This window comes from Planomonospora sp. ID67723, from assembly GCF_015711605.1.
GTDB lineage: Bacteria > Actinomycetota > Actinomycetes > Streptosporangiales > Streptosporangiaceae > Planomonospora_A.
In genome coordinates, this window is the sequence record NZ_JABTEZ010000002.1 from 1,523,496 (window position 1) to 1,546,932 (window position 23,437).

Annotated in this window: 24 protein-coding genes; 8 read left to right on the forward strand and 16 right to left on the reverse strand. The window is 71.8% G+C overall.

Translation table 11 applies throughout. From position 1 onward, the window contains the following. Positions 1 to 57: 57 nt before the first annotated feature. The 5 genes from HS041_RS19425 to zwf all read right to left on the reverse strand — a co-directional run bounded on the left by HS041_RS19425 (position 58) and on the right by zwf (position 6,041). Positions 58 to 861: a MerR family transcriptional regulator gene (locus HS041_RS19425; protein WP_230879133.1), complete on the reverse strand. Its 804-nt coding sequence runs from the start codon at positions 859 to 861 to the stop codon at positions 58 to 60. A gap of 182 nt (positions 862 to 1,043) precedes the next feature. Then, the gene (eda, locus tag HS041_RS19430; RefSeq protein ID WP_196442063.1) at positions 1,044 to 1,664 is read right to left on the reverse strand and encodes a bifunctional 4-hydroxy-2-oxoglutarate aldolase/2-dehydro-3-deoxy-phosphogluconate aldolase; all 621 of its coding nucleotides are present in this window, start codon (positions 1,662 to 1,664) and stop codon (positions 1,044 to 1,046) included. Then, positions 1,661 to 2,626, reverse strand: coding sequence for a glucokinase (gene glk / locus HS041_RS19435; protein ID WP_196442064.1), 966 nt, complete (start codon positions 2,624 to 2,626; stop codon positions 1,661 to 1,663). The genes eda and glk overlap by 4 nt, the downstream gene beginning before the upstream one ends. Beyond that, positions 2,623 to 4,497, reverse strand: a complete 1,875-nt coding sequence (gene edd, locus HS041_RS19440) for a phosphogluconate dehydratase (RefSeq protein WP_196442601.1) — start codon at positions 4,495 to 4,497, stop codon at positions 2,623 to 2,625. The genes glk and edd overlap by 4 nt, the downstream gene beginning before the upstream one ends. Positions 4,498 to 4,565: 68 nt before the next feature. Then, a complete protein-coding gene (gene zwf / locus HS041_RS19445; RefSeq protein ID WP_196442065.1) occupies positions 4,566 to 6,041 on the reverse strand; it encodes a glucose-6-phosphate dehydrogenase in 1,476 nt (491 codons plus the stop codon). A gap of 144 nt (positions 6,042 to 6,185) precedes the next feature. On the opposite strand from zwf, the gene HS041_RS19450 reads away from it, so the two are divergent. Next, complete coding sequence (locus HS041_RS19450) at positions 6,186 to 7,355, forward strand: ROK family transcriptional regulator (RefSeq protein ID WP_196442066.1); 1,170 nt, start codon at positions 6,186 to 6,188, stop codon at positions 7,353 to 7,355. 57 nt (positions 7,356 to 7,412) lie between these two features. On the opposite strand, the gene HS041_RS19455 is transcribed toward HS041_RS19450, so the two are convergent. Continuing rightward, positions 7,413 to 8,408: a hypothetical protein gene (locus tag HS041_RS19455; protein WP_196442067.1), complete on the reverse strand. Its 996-nt coding sequence runs from the start codon at positions 8,406 to 8,408 to the stop codon at positions 7,413 to 7,415. An 83-nt stretch (positions 8,409 to 8,491) separates the two neighbouring features. Further along, on the reverse strand, positions 8,492 to 8,770 hold the full coding sequence (locus HS041_RS19460; protein WP_196442068.1) for a hypothetical protein: 279 nt from the start codon (positions 8,768 to 8,770) through the stop codon (positions 8,492 to 8,494). Between the two features lie 119 nt (positions 8,771 to 8,889). Between HS041_RS19460 and HS041_RS19465 the strand changes: the two genes are divergently transcribed. The 5 genes from HS041_RS19465 to HS041_RS19485 all read left to right on the forward strand — a co-directional run bounded on the left by HS041_RS19465 (position 8,890) and on the right by HS041_RS19485 (position 14,787). Continuing rightward, complete coding sequence (locus HS041_RS19465; protein WP_196442069.1) at positions 8,890 to 9,285, forward strand: ChaB family protein; 396 nt, start codon at positions 8,890 to 8,892, stop codon at positions 9,283 to 9,285. 185 nt (positions 9,286 to 9,470) lie between these two features. Next, on the forward strand, positions 9,471 to 11,126 hold the full coding sequence (locus tag HS041_RS19470) for a catalase (RefSeq protein ID WP_196442070.1): 1,656 nt from the start codon (positions 9,471 to 9,473) through the stop codon (positions 11,124 to 11,126). Between the two features lie 262 nt (positions 11,127 to 11,388). Next, positions 11,389 to 12,834: an extracellular solute-binding protein gene (locus HS041_RS19475; RefSeq protein ID WP_196442071.1), complete on the forward strand. Its 1,446-nt coding sequence runs from the start codon at positions 11,389 to 11,391 to the stop codon at positions 12,832 to 12,834. Between the two features lie 133 nt (positions 12,835 to 12,967). Beyond that, complete coding sequence (locus tag HS041_RS19480; RefSeq protein ID WP_196442072.1) at positions 12,968 to 13,879, forward strand: carbohydrate ABC transporter permease; 912 nt, start codon at positions 12,968 to 12,970, stop codon at positions 13,877 to 13,879. Next, positions 13,876 to 14,787 (forward strand): carbohydrate ABC transporter permease, encoded by a 912-nt coding sequence (locus tag HS041_RS19485; protein ID WP_196442073.1) that lies wholly within the window; start codon positions 13,876 to 13,878, stop codon positions 14,785 to 14,787. Before HS041_RS19480 ends, HS041_RS19485 begins: the two co-directional genes overlap by 4 nt. A 118-nt stretch (positions 14,788 to 14,905) precedes the next feature. Here HS041_RS19485 and HS041_RS19490 read toward each other — a convergent pair whose 3' ends face one another. Continuing rightward, on the reverse strand, positions 14,906 to 15,322 hold the full coding sequence (locus HS041_RS19490; protein ID WP_196442074.1) for a CBS domain-containing protein: 417 nt from the start codon (positions 15,320 to 15,322) through the stop codon (positions 14,906 to 14,908). Positions 15,323 to 15,581: 259 nt separating this feature from the next. Between HS041_RS19490 and HS041_RS19495 the strand changes: the two genes are divergently transcribed. Next, positions 15,582 to 16,949 carry a DUF2254 family protein gene (locus HS041_RS19495; RefSeq protein WP_196442075.1) on the forward strand — a complete coding sequence of 456 codons (1,368 nt, stop codon included), beginning with the start codon at positions 15,582 to 15,584 and terminating at the stop codon, positions 16,947 to 16,949. 77 nt (positions 16,950 to 17,026) lie between these two features. On the opposite strand, the gene HS041_RS19500 is transcribed toward HS041_RS19495, so the two are convergent. The 8 genes from HS041_RS19500 to HS041_RS19535 all read right to left on the reverse strand — a co-directional run bounded on the left by HS041_RS19500 (position 17,027) and on the right by HS041_RS19535 (position 21,643). Continuing rightward, on the reverse strand, positions 17,027 to 18,136 hold the full coding sequence (locus HS041_RS19500) for a TolB-like translocation protein (RefSeq protein WP_196442076.1): 1,110 nt from the start codon (positions 18,134 to 18,136) through the stop codon (positions 17,027 to 17,029). Between the two features lie 29 nt (positions 18,137 to 18,165). Beyond that, on the reverse strand, positions 18,166 to 18,675 hold the full coding sequence (locus HS041_RS19505) for a SigE family RNA polymerase sigma factor (protein WP_196442077.1): 510 nt from the start codon (positions 18,673 to 18,675) through the stop codon (positions 18,166 to 18,168). Positions 18,676 to 18,829: 154 nt separating this feature from the next. Next, positions 18,830 to 19,216 carry a MauE/DoxX family redox-associated membrane protein gene (locus HS041_RS19510; protein ID WP_196442078.1) on the reverse strand — a complete coding sequence of 129 codons (387 nt, stop codon included), beginning with the start codon at positions 19,214 to 19,216 and terminating at the stop codon, positions 18,830 to 18,832. Beyond that, positions 19,213 to 19,758, reverse strand: coding sequence for a hypothetical protein (locus tag HS041_RS19515; RefSeq protein ID WP_196442079.1), 546 nt, complete (start codon positions 19,756 to 19,758; stop codon positions 19,213 to 19,215). Before HS041_RS19515 ends, HS041_RS19510 begins: the two co-directional genes overlap by 4 nt. A gap of 18 nt (positions 19,759 to 19,776) precedes the next feature. Beyond that, positions 19,777 to 19,920: a hypothetical protein gene (locus HS041_RS19520; RefSeq protein WP_196442080.1), complete on the reverse strand. Its 144-nt coding sequence runs from the start codon at positions 19,918 to 19,920 to the stop codon at positions 19,777 to 19,779. Between the two features lie 3 nt (positions 19,921 to 19,923). Continuing rightward, positions 19,924 to 20,415 carry a twin-arginine translocation signal domain-containing protein gene (locus HS041_RS19525; protein WP_196442081.1) on the reverse strand — a complete coding sequence of 164 codons (492 nt, stop codon included), beginning with the start codon at positions 20,413 to 20,415 and terminating at the stop codon, positions 19,924 to 19,926. Next, positions 20,412 to 20,903 (reverse strand): thioredoxin domain-containing protein, encoded by a 492-nt coding sequence (locus HS041_RS19530; protein WP_196442082.1) that lies wholly within the window; start codon positions 20,901 to 20,903, stop codon positions 20,412 to 20,414. Before HS041_RS19530 ends, HS041_RS19525 begins: the two co-directional genes overlap by 4 nt. A gap of 2 nt (positions 20,904 to 20,905) precedes the next feature. Then, positions 20,906 to 21,643 (reverse strand): hypothetical protein, encoded by a 738-nt coding sequence (locus tag HS041_RS19535; protein WP_196442083.1) that lies wholly within the window; start codon positions 21,641 to 21,643, stop codon positions 20,906 to 20,908. A gap of 548 nt (positions 21,644 to 22,191) precedes the next feature. Between HS041_RS19535 and HS041_RS19540 the strand changes: the two genes are divergently transcribed. Further along, the gene (locus tag HS041_RS19540; protein WP_196442084.1) at positions 22,192 to 23,334 is read left to right on the forward strand and encodes a PQQ-dependent sugar dehydrogenase; all 1,143 of its coding nucleotides are present in this window, start codon (positions 22,192 to 22,194) and stop codon (positions 23,332 to 23,334) included. The last annotated feature ends 103 nt before the right edge of the window (positions 23,335 to 23,437 follow it).

A 23,437-nucleotide genomic window follows, 5' to 3' on the forward strand; every position in this document is an offset into this window, starting at 1 on the left:
TCGGGAGTGCTGTCGCCGCGAGATACGCGTGGGGCGCGTGCCCGGTTCAGAGCCGCTCTAGCAGCCGGGCGCCGGCCGCAGGGCGTCCCGGTGGCCGGAGACGGAGTCTTCGCCGGTGACGGGGGTGATGTAGCGGTGCAGATGGCTGGAGCCTTCGAGCATGGCCGCCGCCCGTTGCGCCAGCCCCGTCCTGCGTTGCGCGATGGCCGCGCGGAGCGCGTCGCTGCCGCCCGTCCGGCGCAGGCCGTCGAGCACGGGCCGGATCTGGGCGAAGGAGTAACGGCTCTGCCGGAGCATGTCGATCATCCGCGCGTCCCGCACGTCGGCCGGGCTGAAACGGCGGTACCCGGTGCCCCGCTCGCGCTCGGGTGCCAGCAGGCCGGCGTGCTCCCACACCCGCAGGGCGGAGGTGCGCACGCCGAGGCGGGCGGCCACCTCGCCGATGCGCATGCCCGATCGCGGCAGCGCCGGGGTGTCCGGGGGCTGAGCCGCGAGCGCCGCGAGCGCCTCGCTCGCGGCCTGGAGGGAGAGCCGCTGCTCGTGCAGGGCGGCATGGCCGGCGTTCACGAGCGCGAGCGCCGCGGGGAGGTCGCCCGCATGAACGGCCTGCATGATCGACCGGGCGGTGTCCGGCCCGTACCCTCTGGCCAGGGCCCGGTAGGTGAGCAGGGCCCGGCGGTGCCGGTCGTCGAACCTGCGGTAGCCGGCGGGGGAGCGCGGGGTGGGCGGCAGGATGCCCGCATCGCCGTAGTTGCGGATCTGCTGGGTCGAGACGCCCGCCAGCCGCGCCAGGTCGACGGGGCGAAGGCCCGCTCCCTCCCGGCTCATCTGCCCGCCCTCCCGGTGACAGGGGTCATCCAACGATTTGAGGGTCCGCTGGAAGCCTGCTGGCCGCGACGCCTGCGATGGATGAAAAGTATCAACTCCTTGCTTCAAGGGAAACGTGAAGGCGCGAATGCCGGTGACCGCAATGGACCGGAAGCACCCGCTCGCCGGGTGCCACCGGACGACGGTCGCCGGCCGGGGCCGGCGGACCGGACGGCTCAGGCGCCCGGGCGGAGCGCGGCCGCCTCGGCGGCCAGCTTCTCGATGCGGGCGTAGTCACCGGTGGCCAGCGCGTCGGCCGGGGTGAGCCAGGTGCCGCCCACGCAGCCGACGTTCGGCAGCGCGAGATAGTCGGGGGCGGTGGCGAGCTTGATCCCGCCCGTGGGGCAGAAGCGCACGTCGGGCAGGGGGCCGCCCAGGGACTTCAGGTACGGCAACCCGCCCGCGGCCTCGGCGGGGAAGAACTTCATCTCGGTCAGCCCGCGCTCGGCCAGCGTCATGACCTCCGACGCGGTCGCCACGCCCGGCAGGAACGGCAGGCCGCTCGCCTCCATGGCGTCCACCAGGGCCGGGGTGCTGCCCGGGCTGACCAGGAACTTGGCGCCCGCCTCCACGGAGGCCAGCACGTCGTTCCTGGTCCGGACGGTCCCGGTGCCGATCACCGCCTCGGGGACCTCGGCGGCGATCCGCTTGACGGCCTTCAGCGCGGGGACCGTGCGCAGGGTGACCTCGATGACCGGCAGGCCGCCCGCCACCAGGGCGCGGGCCAGGGGCACCGCGGTCTCCAGGTCGTCGATGACGACGACCGGGACGACCGGGGCGATGTCGAGAAGGCTCATGCGTACTCCAGGTTGGACGTGTTCGTCAGGCGCTGCTCCAGCCAGGCCGCCGCACCGGTGAGCGCGGGCTGGGGCGCCACGATCAGCGTGGTGGCGATGGCGGACAGGTAGTCGCCGAGGGTCGGGGTGGCCTCGAAGCGGCGGCGGAAGTCGCTGGCGCACACCCGCCCCACGATACGGGGCAGCACGCCGCCGCCGAGGTAGACCCCGCCCCGGGCGCCCATGGTCAGCGCGACGTTCCCGGCGAAGGTGCCGAGCAGGCCGCAGAAGACCTCGACGGTCTCGGCGCACAGCGAGTCGTCCAGCCGGGCCACGATGTCCGAGGCGGGCAGGTCCGGCGTGGTCACGCCGTTGACCAGCGCCAGCGCGTGGTACAGCCGGGTCAGTCCCGGTCCGGACAGCAGGTGCTCGGCCACCACGTGCTCCAGCCCCTCGGCGCGCAGCACCCGGACGACCTCGTGGTCCCGCTCGTCCAGGACCGGCACGGTCACGTGCCCGCCCTCGCACGGGACCGGCATCCATCCCTCCGCCACGGGCACCAGGCCCGCGACGCCGAGACCGGTCCCCGGGCCGAGCACCGCCTTGACCCCGCGCGCGGGCTCCGGCCCGCCGAGGGAGACCAGGTCGTCCCCGGCCAGGTGCGGCAGGGACGCGGCCAGGGCCTCGAAGTCGTTGAGCAGCTCGACGTGGGCGATCCCCAGGTCGCGGACCGAGCCCGACCACCCGGCGTTGGTCAGCCGGTAGCGGTCGCCGTCGACCGGACCGGCGATGGCGATGCAGGCCGCTCCCGGCTGAACTCCGCCCGCATGGTCTGCGAGATAGGCGGCTACGGCTTCGGGGAGGCCGGCGTGGTCTTTTCCTGCCAGTACGGCTATCGCCTCGGGCTGCCCACCGGCCTCGGTGACCAGACCGAACCGGGCGTTGGTGCCGCCGATGTCGGCGACGAGCCAGGGAGTCGTCATGCCCTGTCCCCGCTGCCCTCGCTCGCCAGGCTCTCGGCGCGGCCGTTCAGGGCGAAGATTCCGGCGCCGCGCTCGGCGGGCCCCGCCGCGGAGCGGAACGCCCTGAACAGCTCGCGGCCGGTGCCCACCCACTGGGCGTCGGTGAGCGGTGCCCCCTGCGGGGTGCGGGCGGCCAGCTCCTCGGCCGGGACCAGCAGTTGCAGGGTGCCGGCGGTGGAGTCGAGGCGGATCGGGTCGCCGTCCCGCACCAGCGCAATCGGGCCGCCGTGGGCGGCTTCCGGCGACAGGTGGATGGCGGCCGGGACCTTGCCCGACGCCCCGGACATGCGGCCGTCGGTGACGATCGCCACCCGCTGACCGCGGTCCAGCAGGACCGCCATCGGCGGGGTGAGCTTGTGCAGCTCCGGCATGCCGTTGGCGCTCGGTCCCTGGTAGCGGATGACCGCCACGAAGTCCTGCCCGTCCAGCTCGCCGGCCTCGAAGGCGCGCAGCAGCTCCAGCTGGTCGTCGAAGACCTTGGCCGGGGCCTCGACCACCAGGTGCTCGTCCTTGACGGCCGAGACCTTGCTGACCGCGCGGCCGAGGTTGCCGTCGAGCATGTGGATGCCGCCGTCGGGCGAGAAGGCGCCGCTCACCGGCCGGAGCACGTCGAGGTCGGTGCTGCCCTCGGTGCGCTCGCTCCAGACCAGCTCGCCGTCCTTCAGCTCGGCGGCGGAGCGGTAGTGGTCCAGGCCCTGACCGGCGATGGTCAGCACGTCGCCGTGGAGCAGCCCGGCGTCGAGCAGCTCGCCGATCAGCACCTGCATGCCGCCCGCAGCCTGGAAGTGGTTCACGTCGGCCTGGCCGTTGGGGTACATCCGGGTCAGCAGCGGCACGGCCTTCGACAGCGCGGCCAGGTCGTCCCAGAGCAGCTCGACGCCGGCCGCCGCGGCGATGGCGACCAGGTGCATGGTGTGGTTGGTCGACCCGCCGGTGGCCAGCAGCGCCACGCAGGCGTTGACGATCGCCTTCTCGTCGACCACCCGGCCGACGGGGGTGTACTCGCCGCCGTGCGCGGTGATCTCCACCGCGCGGCGGCCCGCGGCCTTGGTCAGGGCCTCGCGCAGCTCGGTGCGCGGGTTGACGAACGTCGCGCCGGGCAGGTGCAGGCCCATGACCTCGATCATGACCTGGTTGGAGTTGGCGGTGCCGTAGAAGGTGCAGGTGCCGGGGGAGTGGTAGGACTGCGACTCGGCGTCCAGGAGTTCGTCCTTGCCGACCTTGCCCTCGGCGAACAGCTGCCGGGTGCGGGCCTTGACCTTGTTGGGCAGTCCGGAGCCCATCGGCCCGGCGGGCACGAAGACCGCGGGCAGGTGGCCGAAGTGCAGCGCGCCGATCAGCAGACCCGGAACGATCTTGTCGCAGACGCCCAGCATGAGCGAGGCGTCGAACATGTCGTGGGAGAGCGCGATCGCGGTGGACATCGCGATGACCTCGCGGCTGTAGAGCGACAGCTCCATGCCGGCGCGGCCCTGCGTGATGCCGTCGCACATCGCCGGCACGCCGCCGGCGAACTGGGCGACGCCGCCCGCCGCGCGGACGGCCGCCTTCAGGATCGGCGGGTAGCTCTCGTACGGCTGGTGCGCCGAGAGCATGTCGTTGTAGCTCGACACGATCGCCACGCCCGGCTTGACGTTCGCGCGCAGGTCGGGCTTGTCGATCCCGGCGGCGGCGAAGCCGTGCGCCAGGTTGGCGCAGCCCAGGCTGGAGCGGGCGGGGCCGCGGCGGCGGGCCGCCTCGGCCTCGGCGTCCAGCCGGGCGAGATAGGCGCCGCGGCTGGCGCGGCTGCGCTCGATCAGGCGGTCGGTGATCTCCTGGATGACGGGGTTCATCCGGCCTCCTCCGTGGTCGTCGGTGCGATGGCTGTGGGCCGTACGGCCTGTGTCGTCGGTGCGGTCACTCATGCGAGGTCCTCCTCGTGCCAGGCGCGGCCGCTGCGACCGACGAGTTCGTGCGCTCCGGCGGGCCCGGCGGTGCCCGCCGGGTACGGCTCGGGCAGCATGTTCTGCGACTCCCACTCGGTGAGGATCGGGTCGATCCACCGCCAGGCGGCCTCCACCTCGTCGCGCCGCATGAACAGGGTCGGGTTGCCCGCCAGGACGTCCATGAGCAGCCGCTCGTAGGCGTCGGGCACGCGGGCGGTGAAGGTCTCGGCGAAGCTCAGGCTCAGCGGGACCGGCTTGAGCGCCACCTCGCCCGCGCCCGGCTCCTTGGCCATCAGCTCCAGCCGGATGCCCTCGCTCGGCTGCAGCCGCAGCACCAGCCGGTTGGGCGTGCTGCCCGGGAAGATCGAGTGGGGCACTTCCTTGAACTGGACCACGATCTCCGAGGACCGGTACGGCATGCGCTTGCCGGTGCGCAGGTAGAACGGCACGCCCGCCCAGCGCCAGTTCTTCACCTCGGCGCGGATCGCGGCGAAGGTCTCGACCCGGTGGGAGGCCTCGGTGGGCGGGGTGTTGTCGGGCTCGTCCAGGTAGCCGGGGACCTGCACTCCGCCGGAGACGCCCGCGGTGTACTGGCCGCGGACGGTGAAGCGGTCCACCTCGCCGCCGGTGATCGGCCGCAGCGACTCCAGCACCTTGACCTTCTCGTCGCGGATGGACTCGCGGTCGTTGCGGGCCGGGGGCTCCATGGCGACCAGGCAGAGGAGCTGGAGCAGGTGGTTCTGCACCATGTCGCGCAGCGCGCCCGCGTGGTCGTAGTAGCCGCGGCGGCCGGGCGTGCCGACGGTCTCGGCGGCGGTGATCTGGACGTGGTCGATCCACAGGGAGTTCCAGATCGGCTCCAGGAACGCGTTGGCGAAGCGGAGCACCAGCAGGTTCTGGACGGTCTCCTTGCCCAGGTAGTGGTCGATGCGGAAGATCTGCCGCTCGTGGAAGATGGCGCCGACCTCGTCGTTGATGTGCTGGGCGCTGGCCAGGTCGCGGCCGAGGGGCTTCTCCAGCACCACCCGCGAGGCGGGGGTGACCAGCCCGGCGCGGTGCGCCTCCCGGCAGAACGGGCCGAACGTCATGGGCGGGCTGGCCAGGTAGAACACCCGGTCCCGCTGCTCGTGGCCGGCGAGCAGGGCGGTGACCTTCGCCCAGCCCGTGCTGTCCCCGCCGGAGACGTCGATGGAGACGTGGTGCAGGCGCCCGAGGAAGCGCTGCCAGGTGGCGAGGTCGTCCACCGGCACCGAGCCGCGGACCTCGGCGTCCACCTTGCCGCGGAAGTCGGCGTCGTCGAGCCCGCCGCGCGACATCGCGATGATCCGGGTCTCGGGGGCGAGCAGGCCGTCGCGGTCGCAGTGGTAGAGCGCGGGCAGGAGCTTCCGCATGGAGAGGTCGCCTGTGCCGCCGAAGACGATCAGGTCGGCGGGCTGCGGGGTCTCGGACATGGGGAAGCTCCGTTAGTGATCTACCGGTTTGAGGATAGATCGGACACTAGCCATGTCTTGCGCTCTACACAAGCAGAGTTTTGTAATTCGAGATGAGAAAGTTGGAACTTTTCATTTCGTAAGGGGGTGTGGTTCACTGGGCCGATGCCCCGACGTCCCGCTGCCGCGCTCGCCACGAGCGGTGAGGTCCTCCGCCTCATCCGCACGGGCGAAGCCGTCACGCGCGCGGACATCGGACGGGTCACCGGCCTGTCCCGGCCCGCCGTCTCCCTGCGCGTCACCGAGCTGCTCGACCGTGGCCTGGTCGTGGAGAACAGCGAAGGCCCCTCCACCGGCGGCCGCCCGCCGGCGCGGCTGGCCTTCAACGCCTCCGGCGGGGTCGTCCTGGTCGCCTCGCTCGGCGCGAGCCGTACCCAGATCGCCGTCTGCGACCTCGCCGGCGCCGAGCTGGCCCGCACCGACCTCGGCATCGACGTCGAGGAGGGCCCCGACGTCGTGCTCCCGCTGGTCATGCGGACCTGGAGCGACCTGCTCGGCGATCGCCCCGCCTCCCTGGTCCGCGGTGTCGGCCTGGGCGTCCCCGCGACCGTGGAGTTCGCGGCCCGCCGTACCGAAAGCGCCCGGATCATGGCGAGCTGGACGGGGGTGGCCATCCCGCCGATCATCGAGGAGAGCTTCCCGGTCCCGGTCTTCCTCGACAACGACGTGAACGTGATCGCCATCGGCGAGCACCGCGCGATCTACGCGGGAGAGGCCGACGATCTGCTGTTCATCAAGGTCTCCACCCGGATCGGATCGGGTGTCATCGCGGGCGGCGAGATCCTGCGCGGCGCGCTGGGCGCGGCCGGGGAGATCGGCCACATCCCGGTACGGCACGGCGGGGGAGTGCTCTGCCGCTGCGGGAACACCGACTGCCTCGACTCGGTCGCCAGCGGAACCGCGCTGCTGAAGACCCTCCGGGCGCGCGGACACGAGGTGAAGACCCTCGCCGACGTGGTGGCCCTGGTCCGCGCGGGCGACGCCGAGACCATGACGGTGATCCGCGACGCCGCCCGGATGCTCGGCGAGGTCGTCGCCAGCGCGGTCAACCTGCTCAACCCGGCCGTCGTCGTCCTCGGCGGCGACGTCGCCGAGACGTTCCAGCCCCTGGTCTCCGGCGTCCGCGAGGTCGTCTACCGCCGTTCCACCGCGCTGTCCACCCGCAACCTGCGCATCGAGCGCAGCCGCCTCGGCCCGGCGGCCGGCATCACCGGCTGCGCCCACATGGTCCTCGACCACATCCTGTCCCCCGAGGCGATCGACTCCCCGCACTGAGCCCGTGCGGTTCCGCCGGGCGGAGCCGGACCGGGGCCGCGGGGCCGGGGCCGGCCGTCACGACGTGGGCTCCGGCCGCTTGTCGACCGCCCGTGAGGAGTCGCGGACGTTGCGCAGGACGACCTGCCCCTGCGCGTCCACCAGGCGGGTCACCAGTTGCTGGGCGGCTCCGAAGACGACCGCCCAGGCGATGATCTGGGCGCTGGTGTCGAGGTTGCTCAGGCCGGGGACGAAGCCGCCCTGGACGAGCAGCAGACCCAGGACCGCGGAGACGGCGCCCGCGGGAAGCTTCAGCAACGCCAGCGTCATCGGCAGCGTGTAAGGGGTCGCGGTGCCCCGGATGTGGCGCAGACCGGCGGCGCCGGTCAGGGCCGCCGCGGCCAGCCCCACGAGCTCCACGATCGCCACATCCCACCTGTCCGGAGAGCTCCGGATGGGGCAGGCGGGACCGGTCGACGGGTCGTGGAAGCAGAGCCTCAGCTTGTTCGGCTGGAGGAACCCCACCACCGCGAGGACGACGGCGATGGCGGCCATGATGAGGGCCGAGGCCAGGACGATGTTGCGGAAGCTGCGAAGGCTGCACTTCTCGATCTGGGCGGAGACGTTGGCCGCCTGCAGCGTGCTGACCGCCAGGGCCCGGTCCTCCGGCACGAGCCGGCCGTCCGTCTTGCGCAGGCGCGCCTCCAGCCTGGCTCTCCGCGGGTCGCCGGGCCCCAGGTGCTGGGCGGCCCGGGCGAGGACGTCGGCGCTCCACCACGGGAGTTCGGCGTCCGGGGTCAGCCTCAGCAGGGTGGCCTCCGCCTGGTGGATGTTGGCCCAGGTGCGGTCCACGGCCGCTCCGGTCAGCGCGGAGAGCAGGCCGTGCTGCTCCGCCGCCGCCTGCCGCGCGACGTCCAGGTGCCGTTGCGCCCCCACGGCCAGGGCGGAGCCGTCGCCCAGCCGGTCGAGCTGCGTCTGCAGCTCGGCGATGACGGCCAGCGCCTGCTGACGCCACGAGGACGTCCTGGGGCCGGCCGCATCCCGCGGCGGGCCCGTTGACGCGCTCGTCGACATGGTGCGCCTCCCCGCAGGCGTGGCGGCCTGACCGGTCCCCGGTGCACCGCCGGCTCGGGGGGCCGGGCGGCGGCGGGCCGTGCTCAGCCCGCCTCTGTCATGCCTCCGCGCATCTTGCGGCTCTGGTTCTGGCGGCGGATCGCCAGGGCCATGTCGATCGCCGCCACGATGGCGAGCACGACCATCACGACCGTCAGCCAGACGATGCCGCCGGCGAAGGCGAGGGCGCCGATCGCCAGGGCGGCGATCAGGGCGAAGGAGCCAAGACGGATGTGGGCCACGTCGCGGGGAGTCGCCGGGACCATGGGCTTGCCGGTCTTCGAGGTCTCCTCCGGCTGCTGCGGTTCGGAAGTCATCATCATTTCCCTCCTCAGTATCAGACCTCCCGTACCCGCCCCGCCCCCTCCCATGCACGTCGCATGATCGGGTACGGCATGGGCAATGGAGGGGTTCCGACAAGCGGAAAGAGGTGAGGTTCGCGATGCCGGCACGTGAAGAGCTGCCGTCCACCCTGCGCCGTTCCCCCAAGAAGGCCCAGGAGACCTGGATCAAGGCGCACGACTCCGCGGTGGAGAGCTACGGGGAGGGGGAGCGGGCGCACCGTACGGCCTTCGCCGCGCTGAAGCACTCCTTCGAGAAGGTGGGCGACCACTGGGAGGCGAAGAAAGACGGCAAGGGCCCTTCCGACGCCCAGGCGAGGAAGAGCACGCCGAAGGCGGGCAGGACCGCCGAGGGCGTGGACGCGAACGCGTCCAAGCAGCACCTGTACGACCTGGCCCGGCGCCTGGACGTCAGGGGCCGGTCCACCATGAGCAAGGACCAGCTCGTCGAGGCCGTTCGCAAGGCCAACGCCAGGGCCACCGCCAAGGCCCGCTGACCGGCCCGGCCGGCCGCCCGCGCCCCGGGAGTCCGCGCGTCCGGGTGACTCGCGGACTCCCGGGCGGGGCCGCGGGCCATGAAGGGCTGTCCGTTTTGATGAAAATTCTTTCTCCCTGAGCTATAAGCGGTGTTCCATCGGAAAGGAAGGCCGGGAGCTGATGCCGCACGGAGGGAGACGTCCTCATGACGGACGTGTCGAGCAAGGGTCCGCAGCCGGGTGACGAGCGCCCGGTGCTGACCAACCGCCAGGGACACCCGGTCTACGACAACCAGAACCAGCGCACGGTGGGCGCCCGAGGGCCCGCGACGCTGGAGAACTACCAGTTCCTGGAGAAGATCAGTCACTTCGACCGGGAGCGCATCCCCGAGCGGGTGGTGCACGCCCGGGGGACGACCGCCTACGGCTACTTCGAGGCCACCGGCTACCTGGGTGATGAGCCGATCAGCCGCTACACCCGGGCCAAGCTGTTCCAGGAGGCGGGCAAGCGCACCGATCTCGCCATCCGGTTCTCGACCGTCATCGGCGGGCGGGACTCCTCCGAGGCCGCGCGCGACCCGCGCGGCTTCGCGGTGAAGTTCTACACCGAGGACGGCAACTGGGACCTCGTCGGCAACAATCTGGCCGTCTTCTTCATCAGGGACGCCATCAAGTTCCCCGACGTGATCCACGCGCTCAAGCCCGACCCGGTGACCTTCCGCCAGGAGCCCAACCGGATCTTCGACTTCATGTCGCAGACGCCCGAGAGCATGCACATGCTGGTCAACCTGTTCAGCCCGCGCGGCATCCCCGCCGACTACCGGCACATGCAGGGGTTCGGCGTCAACACCTACAAGTGGGTCAACAACAAGGGCGAGACGCACCTGGTGAAGTACCACTGGATGCCCAAGCAGGGCGTGCGGAGCATGACCGCCGCCGACGCGGCCGCCGTACAGGCGAACGAGCTCGGTCACGCCACCAAGGACCTGCGCGACGCCATCGACCGGGGCGACTACCCCGAGTGGGAGCTGCTGGTCCAGATCATGACCGACGAGGAGCATCCCGAGCTGGAGTTCGACCCGCTGGACGACACCAAGGTCTGGCCGGAGGACCAGTTCCCCGCCCGGCTCGTCGGGCGGATGGTGCTCGACCGCAACGTCGGCAACAACTTCGCCGAGAACGAGCAGATCTCCTTCGGCACCGGCGTCCTGGTCGACGGCCTGGACTTCTCCGACGACAAGATGCTGGTCGGCCGCACCTTCTCCTACAGCGACACCCAGCGCTACCGGGTCGGTCCCAACTACCTGCAGCTCCCGGTGAACCAGGCCAAGAACGCCGACGTGCGCACCAACCAGCGCGACGGCCTGATGACCTACCACGTCGACGGCCGGGGAGAGAACCCGCACGTCAACTACGAGCCCTCGATCACCGGAGGGCTGCGCGAGGCGCAGTACCCCACGCACGACGAGCAGGGGCCGACGATCGCCGGGCGGCTCACCCGCAAGCGCATCCCCCGCACCAACGACTACAAGCAGGCCGGGCAGCGCTTCCGGCTGATGGAGCAGTGGGAGCGTGACGACCTCGTGCTCAACTTCGTCACGCTCCTGTCGCAGTGCGACCGCCCCATCCAGGAGCGCATGGTCTGGCACTTCCTGCTGGTCGAGGACGAGCTCGGACTGCGCGTGGGGGAGGGGCTCGGCATCGCTCCGGAGGACGTCGCCTACCTGGAGCCGCTGGCCAGCCAGGACCTCACCGACGAGGACCGCGAGCGGCTGTCGCGGCTGGGCAAGAACGGGCCGCGTGACGTCACCGGCCTGAGCATGACCCACTGCGTGCCCAACGAGCGCGCCGTCATGGCCTGAGGTCCGGCCCGGCGCCCGCGCTCCGGTCTCCACCCGCGCGGGCGCCGGGGCGACCGCCGTCGACCCGGGACATGACACGCCTTGACGAGAAGCGGTTCTCCGGAAAACGTTGATTCAACCGGCCCCCGCGGGGCAGTCGGGTCTCCCAGCCCGGTCGCCCGGCCGGGAACGGCTGCTCGGCGGCCGAATCCTCGACGTGATGGATCCCCCGCCGGGCTCGGCCGCAACGCGGGCTGGGAGCGACGATTCGTGAGGAGGCCCCATGTCCGGCAGCTCGGTGAACCCCGCTCGCACCACGGCGGTGCCCCCCGACCGCGCCGCCGCGGTGAGCCCGGGGCGCACCGGCCCGGCGAGATCGCGCCGCGCGGGGCTGGCCCCGGTGCTGGTCTCGGCGCTGGTCGCCGCCCTGGCCGCCTGCGGCGGGGTCGGCTCGGGCGGCGGAGGCGGCGGGGAGAAGAGCGGCGGAGGGGCCTCGCTGACCACGATGGGCTTCGGGCTCCCGGACGAGATCGCCACCGTCCGCGTCGAGGCCTTCAAAAAGGCCCGTCCCGACGTGGCCCTCCAGATCAACGAGGGGCAGTTCGACGAGCAGGCGTTCCTGTCGGCGATCGCCGCCGGCAACCCACCGGACGTCGTCTACCTGCCGCGCGACCGCATCGGCGGCTACGCGGCCCGCGGCGCGATCCAGCCGCTGGACGGCTGCGTCACCGAGCAGGGCATCCCGACCGGGGACTTCTACCCGGCCGCGCAGCAGCAGGTGAAGTACGACGGCAAGTGGTACGGCATGCCGGAGTTCTACAACTCGATCGTCCTGGTGGTGAACGACAAGGCCGCCAAGGACGCCGGGATCGACCCGGCGGGGATCGACACCTCCGACTGGGACCGGCTGGCGGAGCTGGCGGGGAAGATGACGCGGGCCAAGGGCGGCACGATCGAGCGCTTCGGCTTCTATCCCAAGCTGCCGGAGTTCCTGCCGCTGTGGGCCAAGGCCAACGGCGCCGACATCCTCAGCGCCGACGGCCGCACCTCCCGCCTCGACGACCCGAAGGTCACCGAGGCGCTGGCCTACGCCCACCGGCTGGTGGAGGCGCAGGGCGGCTGGACCAAGCTCAAGGCGTTCACCGACACCTTCGACTACTTCGGCGAGGGCAACCCGTTCGCCAAGGACCAGATCGGCGCGATGCTGACCGAGCAGTTCGTGGTGACCGCGATGGCCGGGACCACGCCGGACGTCGCCATCACCGTGCTGCCCTTCAAGGACCGCCGGGGCAACCCGGTCAACAACGTGGGCGGCAACGCGTGGGTGATCCCCAAGGGGGCCAGGAACCCCGACGCCGCGTGCGCCTGGGTCAAGACCATGACCGCGGCCGACACCTGGATCGCCGCGGCGCGGGCCCGCGCCGACAAGCGCGCCCAGGAGGGCAAGGCCTACACCGGCACCTACACCGGCAATGCCAAGGCCGATGAGGTGATCTTCTCCGAGATCGTCAAGCCCAGCGGGCGCAAGGCCTTCGACGACGCGGTCAAGGTGATCCGCTCGGTGCAGCAGGCCGGGTTCGTGGTGCCGCAGTCGGCGGCGGCCGCGGAGTTCAGGAAGGCGTGGGAGGACGCGGCGCTGCGGGTGCTGCAGGGGGACCAGAAGGCGGCCGACGCCCTGGACCGGGCCCACGCGGAGGGGCAGAAGGCCATCGACGAGGCGACCTCGTGACCGGCGCCGTGCGACGGCGACCGGCCAGGACCGTGGCGCGGATCAGGGCGCGGATCAGGGCGCGGATCAGGGTGCGGATGAGGGAGCGGATCAGGATGCGGACCGGGGGGACCGGGGGGACCGGGAGGACCGGGTGAGACGCCTGAGACCCGAGACCCGCTGGGCGTACGTCTTCGTGCTGCCCTGGCTGATCGGCCTGGTGCTCTTCCAGGCCGGGCCGATGGTCGCGAGCCTGGTGCTGTCGTTCACCGACTACGACCTGATCGGCTCCCCGGAGTTCGCCGGGACGGCCAACTACGCGCGGATGATGGAGGATCCCAAGGTCGCCCGCGCGATCGGCAACACCGTCGTCTACACGCTCCTGCACGTCCCGCTGGCCATCGCCCTGGCGCTGGCCCTGGCGCTGGTGCTGAACCGGGTCACCGGCCGGGCCGCAGGGGCGTTCCGGACGATCTTCTACCTGCCGTCCATGACCCCCTACGTCGCCGTCGGCGTGCTCTTCCTCTTCCTGCTCAACGGCCAGGCGGGCGTGGTCAACCAGTTCCTCGCCCTGTTCGGTGTCGAGGGGCCGCAGTGGACCACCGACCCCGACTGGATCCTGATGGGCATCGTGCTGATGTCGCTGTGGAACCTGGGCTCCACGACGATCATCCTGTTCGCGGCCCTGCGGAACGTGCCCCGCGAGCTGAGCGAGGCCGCGATGATCGACGGAGCCGGGCCCTGGCAGCGCTTCCGCGCGGTGACCCTGCCGATGATCAGTTCGGCGCTCTTCTTCGTGGTGATCATCAATACGATCACCTCGCTGCAGATGTTCGACCAGGTGTACACGATGTTCTTCGGCAACCAGACGGCCCAGCAGTCGTACGGCGACGCGGCCCTGTTCTACGTGGTGTACCTGTTCCAGCAGGCCTTCCAGTTCCTGCGCATGGGATACGCTTCGGCGCTGGCGTGGGTGCTGTTCCTGGTGATCGCGATCATCACGCTGGTCCAGGTGAAGGTGGGCAACCGGCTGGTCTACTACGAGGCCGAGGAGCACGCCGGATGACCGCGGCCGAACCGATCCGGGCCGCGGTCCAGGCCGGGCCCGCCCCCGCCGCGGCCGGCCCGGCGGCGGATCCGGCGGGGCGGGGCACCAGAAAGGTCTTCCTCCTCACCGTCCTGGCCGCCGCTTCGGTGATCTTCCTGTTCCCGTTCGTCTGGCTCGTCGTCGCCTCGCTCAAGCCGCGCGACCGGACCTTCTCCGACCCGTTCCTGCCCTGGCCGGTGCCGTTCCGGCCGGAGAACTACGCGGCGGTCTGGGACGCCGCGCCCATGCTGACCTGGCTGGTCAACACGGTGGTCGTCGGCGTCGCGGCGGCGCTGACGGTCACGCTGTCCAGCGCCTTCGTCGCCTTCGGCTTCGCCTACTTCCGCTTCCCCGGCCGGAACCTGGTCTTCGGCAGCGTGCTGGCGACGATGATGCTCCCCGCCGCGGTCACCCTGGTGCCGACCTTCCTCATCTGGAACTCGGTGGGGCTGACCGGCACCCAGGTCCCCCTGTGGGCGGGCAACCTGTTCGGCTCGGCGTTCTACATCTTCCTGCTGCGGCAGTTCCTGCTCGGCGTGCCCCGCTACGTCTTCGAGGCCGCCCGGGTGGACGGCGCGTCCTACCTCGACCTGTTCTGGCGGATCGCGCTGCCGCTCTCGCGCCCCGCGCTGATCATCGCCTTCATCTTCGAGCTCAAGGCCAGCTGGTTCGACCTCATGAAGCCGCTGATCTATCTGCAGGACCCGGCGCTCTACACGCTGCCGCGCGGGTTGAAGGCGGTCGTCGACCAGTTCTACCAGGGCGGCGACCCCAAGTGGGAGATCGTCCTGGCGGCCAGCGTGGTCACCACGCTTCCGCTGATCGGGATCTTCTTCCTCGGCCAGCGCTACTTCGTCCAGGGCATCGCCACCACCGGCCACCGCTGAGGGGACCCGCCGGCGGGCCCCGGCAGCCGGAAGGCCGCGGGGCCGTCCTTCTCGGGAGAGGACGGCCCCGCGGCCGGTGGTGCGGACCCTCCGGTGCCGGAGGTCCGGCCGGTGGCGGTCAGTCGCTGCTGATCGCGTCGAGCAGGTCCCCGACCGGCCGGTCCGGCAGTGCCCGGGCCACGTCGGCCAGGGCGACGATCCCGACCAGCTTGTGGCCGTCGATCACCGGGAGCCTGCGCACCCGGTGCGAGGCCATCGTGCGGAGGATCTCCGCGGCGTCGTCGTCGGCGCCGATGGTCACGGCCTCACCCTGGGCCAGTTCTCCGGCCAGGCAGGACCCGGGGTCCTTGCCCTCGGCGAGCACCTTCACCACGATGTCGCGGTCGGTCAGCATGCCCTTCAGCCGGTCGTCGGTGCCGCAGATGGGCAGGGAACCCACCCCCAGGCGCGCCATCTTCCTGGCCGCGTCGAGAACCGTCTCGTCGGCGTTCACGCACTCCGCGTTCGGCGTCATGATGTCGCGTGCGGTCGGCATTCTCGCTCCTTTCGGTGGTTGCGGAATCCTGCGGCTGCCCGCGGGGAACCGGATGAAACCGCCGGAACGGGCGGAACGCGGCGCAAGAGACCGGTATCGCGCGGCTGAGCTGCGCAAGGGGGCCGGCGAAATGTCTCCGGCCGGCGGAGGACCGTTTGCCGTGCGGGGCCAGGGGTAACGAGGTGCGGTGTCCGAGTTATCGCGATTACGACGTTATGTCCCTGCACGTCAGGATCTCCGGGTCCGCTGGCGGCTTTCGGTGACGGAGTTCCTGTTCACTCCCCTGCTCATGGTCCTCGGGTCCGTCGCGCTCGCGGTGGGGGCCGTCCTCCTCGACAGGTCCTCGCCGGACTGGCCCGGCGAGGTCCGGGGCGTCTTCCTGCGCCTGTTCCCGCACGACAACCTCGTCAGCATGCTGCGGGTGGTCGCGACCGGGCTGGTGACGGTGACCACGCTCACGCTCTCGGCGCTGCTGGTGGCGATCTCGCACACCGCGACGACCGTCGCCCCCGTCGTGTTCGACCAGTTCCTGCGGCGCAGGGCCAACCAGGCCTACTTCGGCTACGTCGCCGGCTGCGCCACCTACACCTATCTCGTCATGGCCGTCATGCGACCCGAGTGGGCCGGGGTCGGCGCGCTGCTCGCGCTCGTCCTGGCCGCCGTGGCGCTGGTCCTGCTGGTGTTCATGGCCTACGCCATGATCGACCAGATGCGCCCGACCTCCGTGGTGCGCTCGATCCAGGAGCTGGCCTTCAAGGCCCGGCTGCGCCAGCTCCCCCTGCTCGCCCGATCCCGCATCCGGCCGCTCCTCGAAGGGGAGTCCGTCCCCGTGACCACCCGGGCGACCGGTTACGTGGTCGACATCAGCACGGCCCGCCTGGCCAAGCTGCTGGCCCCCACCGGGGACGCCGTCGAGGTCGCCTTCCAGGTGCGGATCGGTGACCTGCTCGCCTACGGCGACACCGTCGCGCGGATCCGCGGCGGGAGCGAACGGCAGCGCCGTACGGTCGCCGACAGCGTGCTCGACTGCGTCACGATAGACCGGGTCCGCAACGCCGACGTCGACCCGGACCACGCCATCGAGCAACTGGGCAACGTCGCCTGGGCGGCCACCTCCACCCGGCAGAACCCGGACGTCGCGCTCGCCTCGGTCGGCGCGCTGCGTGATCTGTCGGCCCGCTGCGCCGCCGCCGGGGTTCCGGACGCGCAGGCGTACGGCGGGGAGCTGCCGGTGGTCTACGACGACGCCCTGCAGCGCCGGATCGTGGCGGCCCTGGTCGACCTGGTGGTGGTCAGCACCTCCTCCCGGCAGCACCAGACCTGCGCCGTGGCGCTGTCGACCCTCGCCGAGATCCTGCCCCAGCTCGCCGGCCGGGACCGCGACATCGCGGTCAGGAGCCTGCAGCGGGCGCTTCCGGCGACGTTGTCGCATGTGGCCAGCGTGGAGATGGGGCGCGGCCTGGCCAAGCTGCGGGCCGCGTTCGACGCGATCGGCCGCGAGGACATGGCCGACCAGGTCCGCGACATGGGCCCCCGCCTGGTCAGGGAGAGCGGCCTCGACGACGACCTCATCGGCCACCTCGACGAGTACGACATCACCGGGCCGCGTCCCTTCCGGTACCGCTGAGGCCGCTCCGGTCCCCGCATCCGCCGATCCTTCCGTACGGGGAGCCGCGAACAGGCCCGCACGCACCGGTGCGGATCTCACCGGGTACCGCCGGGCAGCACGATCTGCGCCTCCTGCGGCAGGTCGTACAGCGGCGTCCGGCCCCCCGCCTCCGTCCACGTCTCCAGCACGGACCCGGTCAGTACGGCGAAGCCGTCCCCGACCGGCGCGATCGGCGTCTCGCCCGGACCGGGCCGCAACCGGGCCAGCTCCCGGCCTCCGGTGTCGTACGCGACGACCGCCGTGAGGTCCGGTGCCACGGCGTAGATCCTCTCCCCGGCCACCCGGATCGCCGGGCCGCCGTCCGGAGTGACCAGCGGGACGGTGCCCGCCTCCAGCGTGATCCGCCGCCCGGAGTCGCCGACGGCCAGAGTGACGCGGGTGGAGCGCTTGCCGTACCGGCTCTCGTCGAACAGCAGCGGCTCGCCGGAGGCGAGCATGCCGACCGGCTCGAACCCCGGGGGCGGGGTGAGCGCGGTGGTACGGCCATCGGCCAGGTCGACCGTGACGTAGGCCCCCACCTCGCCGTCGGCGTGGTGGCCGAGCACGAGCCGCCGTCCGTCGGCCGACCAGGTCCACGGGCTGTAGACCGCGCCCGGCGCGCCGTCCCGTGGGGCCTCGATCCTGTGGACGGTGCCGCCGGTCAGGTCGCGCAGCTCGTAGCCGGCCGCGGTCGGCAGGCCGAGCCAGCGGCCGTCGTGTGACAGAGTCAGGTTGCCGTGCGGCGGCGCGGTCTTCTCGCCCAGCAGGTACTGGCGGCCGTCGGCGGTCAGCAGGTAGGTCGGGCAGCCGTGCATGCAGGCGGTGTAGATCAGCCGGCCGGAGACGCCGGTGCCCCCCTCGGGGAGCGGGGGCGCGTTCTCCGGCGGCCTGACCGCGATCGGCCCGGTGGCGCCGGGTGCGGGCCCCGCGGAGGCCGTCGTGCCGGTGGCGGGTCCGCCGCCCTGGGACGTCCACGGCCCGTACCCGGTCACCCCCACCGTCACCGCCGCCACCGCGGCCGCGGCGAGGGCGGCGGCCGCCGTCGCACGCCGGGTCCTGCGGCGCCCGGCCGCGGCGACGGCCCGGGCCGGGTCGGCGTAGTCGCGCGCGCCCTGCTCCAGCTCGCCGTACGCGGTGCGCAGCACCTCGGCTTCCCTGTCCTCCATGGAACGGCTCCCCTCCTGCGGTCCGGCGTTCACGGGCGCGCTTCCTTCGACGTCTCCAGCAGCTCCGGCGCGACCTTGCGCAGCCGGGCGAGAGCATCGTGGAGATGCCGCTTGACCGTACCGAGCGAGCAGTTCAGCCGCGTGGCGATCTGCTCCTGCGGAAGGTCCTCGTAGAAGCGCAGATAGAGCACCGCTCTCTGCCGCGGTGACAGGACGGCCAGCGCGCGGGCGAGCATGACCCTGCGGTCGCTGTCGCCCGAGCCGTCGGCGGCGACCGGCTCGGGTACCTCGGCCGCGCTGAAGAACGTCAGGCGGCGCGGTCGCCGCCAGGTCCGCAGCTGGTTGAGCATGACGGTGCGGACGTACGCCTCCGGGTCGCCGCCGGCCGCGATCCTGCGCCAGTGCGTGACCGTCCTGGTCAGCGCCTCCTGCAGCAGGTCGGCCGCCGTGTGGTGGTCGCCGGTGAGCAGGAAGGCGGTCCGCGACAGCGCGAGGCCGCGAGCGGCCACGAACTCGTGGAAGCCTTCAGGATCTGTCACGGGTGCCCCTCGCCTCGCGGATGTTCTCACCCCGGTAAACCGATGCCGGCACGCGAAAGGTTGGGGGCCGGGCGCAGAAATTTCACGCCGCTGCGGGAACGTCACGCCGTTGCGGGCGCCCGTGCAGGACGGGCGCCCGCGCGGGGACGGACGTTCACGCCGGGACGAGCAGCAGGAGCAGCCCGGCGAGCAGCACCGCCGCCGCCTGCGCGAAGGAGACCGCCGAGACGGGGGCGGCGGTGCCGAAGCACAGGCAGGGCGCCCGGTCCCCGACGGCCAGCAGGTAAGCCTGCAGGCCGGTGAAAACCGTGCCGAGGGCCGTACCCGCCGCCCCCACCAGTACGGCAGGGGCGGGGGAGAGGGCCAGTGCCACCGCGAGCGCCTCCACGGCGATGATCGTGGAGGCGCCCGCCCAGGTCGCCGGGCCGTACAGCCCGTAGCGGCCCAGGGAGAGGCGGAAGGCGGTGAAGTGCCGCGCTTTGCCCGCCACGGCGAGGGCGAGGAGGACGGCCAGGCCGTACCGGGCGAGGAGCGTGGTCACCGCAGAACCACCAGGACGAACACCAGGGGGACGGAGGCGAGAACGAACAGCGGCTTCAACTCCGGCAGTGCGAAGTCGAAGGCCTTGTCCGCCGCGGCCTTGTCCCGTGCCAGCAGGAAGGTGAGGAGCATCAGCGCCCGGCCCAGCGCGAACCCGGTGCCCGCCAGGAGCGCGTCGGACCACGAGCCGAGCAGGAGCAGGCAGAGCGCCATGATGTGGGGGAGACCGGTGGGCGAATACGTGCGCATACCGGTTCCCATCTCCGCACCGAACTGCACGGAGCCCCAGAACGGGGTCATCGCCACGAACTGCGGCACCAACCGGGCGTTCTGCAGGAGCGGGAACTTCAGCACATTGAATTCCCGCAGGACGAAGACCAGCGCGGCCAGCCCGGCCAGGACCTGGCGGGCGAGTTCGGGCAGCGGAGCACGCAGCACCGAGCCGACGACCACGAAGGCGAGCGCGGTCGGCAGCGCCGCGAGAAACAGGCCGGTGATGAAACCGGCCGCGTCAGAACCTCGCCGGACCGACGAGGACAGCACCCAGGCGCTGTTGAGGCTTCAAACCGAGCCGGACAGGGAGAACCCCGCCACGAGCGCGGCCGCGAGCCACACGAAGCCGCCGGGGCCGTACCACAAGGCTGCGAGCTCGGCCACGACGACGGCCGACAGCCCCGGGACGAGCAGGCGAGTCGCTGTGGTCATGGATCAGATCGCGGTCCGGCAGATGGAGAAGCGGGAGACGTTGCCGCCGCCGCAGTCGTGGTACTCGTAGTGCCCGTCCGAGCACTTGCGCCGGGCGGTACGGCCGGTCCAGCGCCAGGCGTTCCTGCCGTCGCATTCGGTGGGCTTCGGCCGATAGCGGAAGTTGTAGCAGGTGCCCGAGCCGCCCTGGTCCTTGTGCCAGCTGCCGTTGCAGTTGCCGCTGAACAGGGCGCTGCTGGGCACGCAGACGGTGCTGGAGTCGAAGTAGCCGCGGCAGTCTCCCATCCCCCACTGGGTCAGGGCGTCGGCGGCCTTCGGCTTGGACCACGGGAGCAGGTCGAGAGCCCCCAGTCCCGCGGCGACGGTGACGCCGGCGACGGTGCCCAGCAGGCGGCGGCGGCTCCAGCGGGCGGTCTCCTTCACGGCGACCCGGCTGGGCTGGGCGTTCTCCGGCATCACCTCGGCACTGGGGATGCGGCTGAGGATGTCTGTCACAGGGAGGGTTCCTTTCTGGCGGCGGCGCGTTCGACGAGGGCGGCCACGGCCTCCCCCGATCCCGCGGGGGTGGTGAAAACGATCGTGCCCTGTTCGTCGACGACCAGCAGGGCGGGCGTGTAGGGCACGTTGATCGAGCGCCAGACCTTCGCGTCGGTGACGACCTGGACGTTCTCCGGCAGTGGCTTGTCGAAGGCGGGGTCGTCGGAGATGACGGCGAAGGACACGTCGTCGGGCAGTTCCGGGGCCAGCTTGGCGATGGCCGCCACGACGTCGTCGCAGATGGGGCAGCGGCGGTTGATCTTGGCCACGAGGGTGGTCGCGCCCGGCCGTCCGATGGACAGGCTCTCCTGCGGCAGTTGAATCCCCACGCCGTTGTAGGTGGCCAGCTCCAGCTCCTTGACCCGGCGGAACAGCCCGGCCCCGGCGGCCGCGAGCAGGGCCACCAGCACGAAGAGGATGACGAGCGCGGCGGTGGTCGGCTCCACCGTCACGCTCCCCAGCGGGCGCTCTTGACCCGGGACAGGAAGTCGGCCGCGACGCCCAGCGCGTTGCTCTGCTCCTGCGCCGACCGGGCCTGCGGCGACTGGCCCTGCTGGCCCTTGCGCGGGACGTCCCACGGGTCGAGGGTGACCACCGCGCTCTCGGTGGCCAGCATGAGCGACTCGTACTCCGGTCCCTCGGTGCTGCTCATCCGCCAGATCTCGCCGGCCGGGGTGGACAGTCCCCGCCAGGCCGGCACCGGGGTGGAGGAGCTTCTCTTCGGCTCGACCTGCAGGGTGCCCACCCCCGCCACGGGCAGGAAGTACTGCACGAGCTGGAGGTTGAAACGCCGCCCCGGGGAGACGGTCATGCCCTCGGGCGTGTCGGTCCACCGGACCCGGGAGAGGACCTGCAGGACGTCGTTGGCCTCCCACTGCGGCGCGTAGAACATGCCGTGCACCATGTTCCACGGCCCCACCCAGGTCGCCCACCGGGCGTCGGGGATGTCGCCGCAGTCGTAGATGATGACCTCGCCGCCGTTGTAGGCGAAGCGCTCGCGCTCCGTGCCGCGGACCGAGTTGGCCCCGGCGCCCAGCGAGCTCTTGGGCGCCAGCTCCATCGCCCACACGTCGGCGGTGTTCCCCCGGGCGCCGTATCGCGGGGTGTAGCGGATGTGCCCGGTCCAGGAGTGCAGTTCCTCGGCGGTCACCCCTTCCAGATCGAGCGTGACCAGAGAATTATCCACCGCACGGACGGTTGAAGTTTGGACCATTCTGTTCGTTTTTCCTCTCCTGGCGATAGGTGAAGGGAGAACAGCGACGCCGAGAAGAATGACGACAGACGAGTTGAGCAGCGGAAATGGGCATGCTCAAGAGGATTCCCCGTCGATCTCTCCCCGTGTTCGCACCCCGAGTGAACGCCCCCCATGGTTGATCATGGAGGAGGTTTAACGCAAGAGAAATTCAGAAATATCGTCGCCCTCATTTCCGGGCCGCATGTCTCCCGAGGCGGCCGGGCGTCGGGCGGTCGCGGAGGGCCGGTCCCGGAGTCGCTCCGGGGTCGCTCCGAGGAGTGGTCTCAGGGCCGGTCCGACGCTGGTCGGCCGTTCAGGGAACGGCCCGGGGGCGGGTCCGGCGCCGGTCCCGGGCACCGGTCCCGCGGTCGCGACGACGGCACTTGATCATGTTGTTGCGATTCGGTAGGTTCGGTCGGCGGCGGGGATCCCAGAGAAAAACGCTCCTCGGCCATTTCTCACTTCGGTGAACGACCGCTCTCGTCCGAAGGAAGCGAACAATGTCATTCCCGACGCCCTCGGAGAACGCCGCCCGCAGGTCGAAATACGTACGCGCGGCGCTACTCGGCGTCGCCGTTCTCGTGGCGGTTCCGGCCGCCGCCCACGCGAATGCGGCACCGCACGCGAACACGGTGACCAAGGAAATCGCGGCGGTTCACGCCGATACGGCGACCGCCACCGATCCGGTCGTGCACAAAACCATCGCCACGGACCTGCAGGTCCCCTGGGGGGTGGCGTTCCTGCCCCGGCGCGAGACGCTCGCCAGCGAGCGCAACACCGCGCGCGTGCTGTCGGTCACCCCGTCGGGCAAGGTCCGCGAGGTCGGCGTCGTGCCGGGTGTGAACGCGGCCGGCCAGGGCGGGCTGATGGGCCTGGCCGTCTCCCCGTCCTTCGCCAGGGACCGCTACGTCTACGCCTACCTCACCGGCGAGACCGACCAGCGGATCGTGCGCATGCGCTACACCGGCGGCAGGCTCGGCGCGCCCGAGCCGGTGCTGACCGGCATCCCGACGGGCACCTCGCACCTGGGCGGGCGGATCGCGTTCGGCCCCGACGGCTTCCTCTACGTGGGCACCGGCGACGCGGGCACCCCGGACTCCGCGCAGGACCGCCAGAGCCTGGGCGGCAAGATCCTGCGGATCACGGCCGACGGCGCGCCCGCGCCCGGCAACCCGTTCCCGGGCTCGCCGGTCTACTCCCTGGGCCACCGCAACGTGCAGGGCTTCGGCTGGGACTCCCGGGGGCGGCTGTGGGCCTCGGAGTTCGGCCAGGCCACCTGGGACGAGCTGAACCTGATCACGCCGGGCGCCAACTACGGCTGGCCGGTCGTGGAGGGCCAGGCGTCGACTCCGGGCTTCGTCGATCCGCTGTGGCAGTGGTCCCCGGCCGAGGCGTCCCCCAGCGGGCTCGCGATCGCCGACGACGTGATCTACATCGCGGGGCTGCGCGGCCAGCGGCTGTGGCGCATCCCGCTGCAGGGCGAGGGCATCGGCACTCCCGCGGCGTTCCTGACCGGCGAGTACGGCAGACTGCGCACCGTCGTCCGCGCTCCCGGCGGGAAGCTCTGGCTCACCACGAGCAACCGCGACCAGCTCGGCACCCCGCGCCCCGGCGACGACAAGATCCTGAGTGTGAAGCCGTGACACCGCAACCGCTCTCCGCGACCGGCGAGGAGACCGCCGCCGGGGCCGTCGCCGCGCCACGCTCCGCGGGCGGGAGCTGGGGACGTCGTCGGCCGGCGGGCGT

Excerpts from the sequence above, each read along its gene's own strand:
- HS041_RS19485 (WP_196442073.1), top strand. The coding sequence starts at position 13,876 with ATGACCGCGGCCGAACCGATCCGGGCCGCGGTCCAGGCCGGGCCCGCC.
- HS041_RS19500 (WP_196442076.1), bottom strand. The coding sequence starts at position 18,136 with ATGGAGGACAGGGAAGCCGAGGTGCTGCGCACCGCGTACGGCGAGCTG.
- HS041_RS19455 (WP_196442067.1), bottom strand. The coding sequence starts at position 8,408 with ATGTCGACGAGCGCGTCAACGGGCCCGCCGCGGGATGCGGCCGGCCCC.
- HS041_RS19450 (WP_196442066.1), top strand. The coding sequence starts at position 6,186 with ATGCCCCGACGTCCCGCTGCCGCGCTCGCCACGAGCGGTGAGGTCCTC.
- HS041_RS19540 (WP_196442084.1), top strand. The coding sequence starts at position 22,192 with ATGTCATTCCCGACGCCCTCGGAGAACGCCGCCCGCAGGTCGAAATAC.
- eda (WP_196442063.1), bottom strand. The coding sequence starts at position 1,664 with ATGAGCCTTCTCGACATCGCCCCGGTCGTCCCGGTCGTCGTCATCGAC.
- HS041_RS19490 (WP_196442074.1), bottom strand. The coding sequence starts at position 15,322 with ATGCCGACCGCACGCGACATCATGACGCCGAACGCGGAGTGCGTGAAC.
- HS041_RS19470 (WP_196442070.1), top strand. The coding sequence starts at position 9,471 with ATGACGGACGTGTCGAGCAAGGGTCCGCAGCCGGGTGACGAGCGCCCG.
- edd (WP_196442601.1), bottom strand. The coding sequence starts at position 4,497 with ATGAACCCCGTCATCCAGGAGATCACCGACCGCCTGATCGAGCGCAGC.
- HS041_RS19465 (WP_196442069.1), top strand. The coding sequence starts at position 8,890 with ATGCCGGCACGTGAAGAGCTGCCGTCCACCCTGCGCCGTTCCCCCAAG.
- HS041_RS19460 (WP_196442068.1), bottom strand. The coding sequence starts at position 8,770 with ATGATGATGACTTCCGAACCGCAGCAGCCGGAGGAGACCTCGAAGACC.
- zwf (WP_196442065.1), bottom strand. The coding sequence starts at position 6,041 with ATGTCCGAGACCCCGCAGCCCGCCGACCTGATCGTCTTCGGCGGCACA.
- HS041_RS19475 (WP_196442071.1), top strand. The coding sequence starts at position 11,389 with ATGTCCGGCAGCTCGGTGAACCCCGCTCGCACCACGGCGGTGCCCCCC.
- HS041_RS19520 (WP_196442080.1), bottom strand. The coding sequence starts at position 19,920 with ATGACCACAGCGACTCGCCTGCTCGTCCCGGGGCTGTCGGCCGTCGTC.
- glk (WP_196442064.1), bottom strand. The coding sequence starts at position 2,626 with ATGACGACTCCCTGGCTCGTCGCCGACATCGGCGGCACCAACGCCCGG.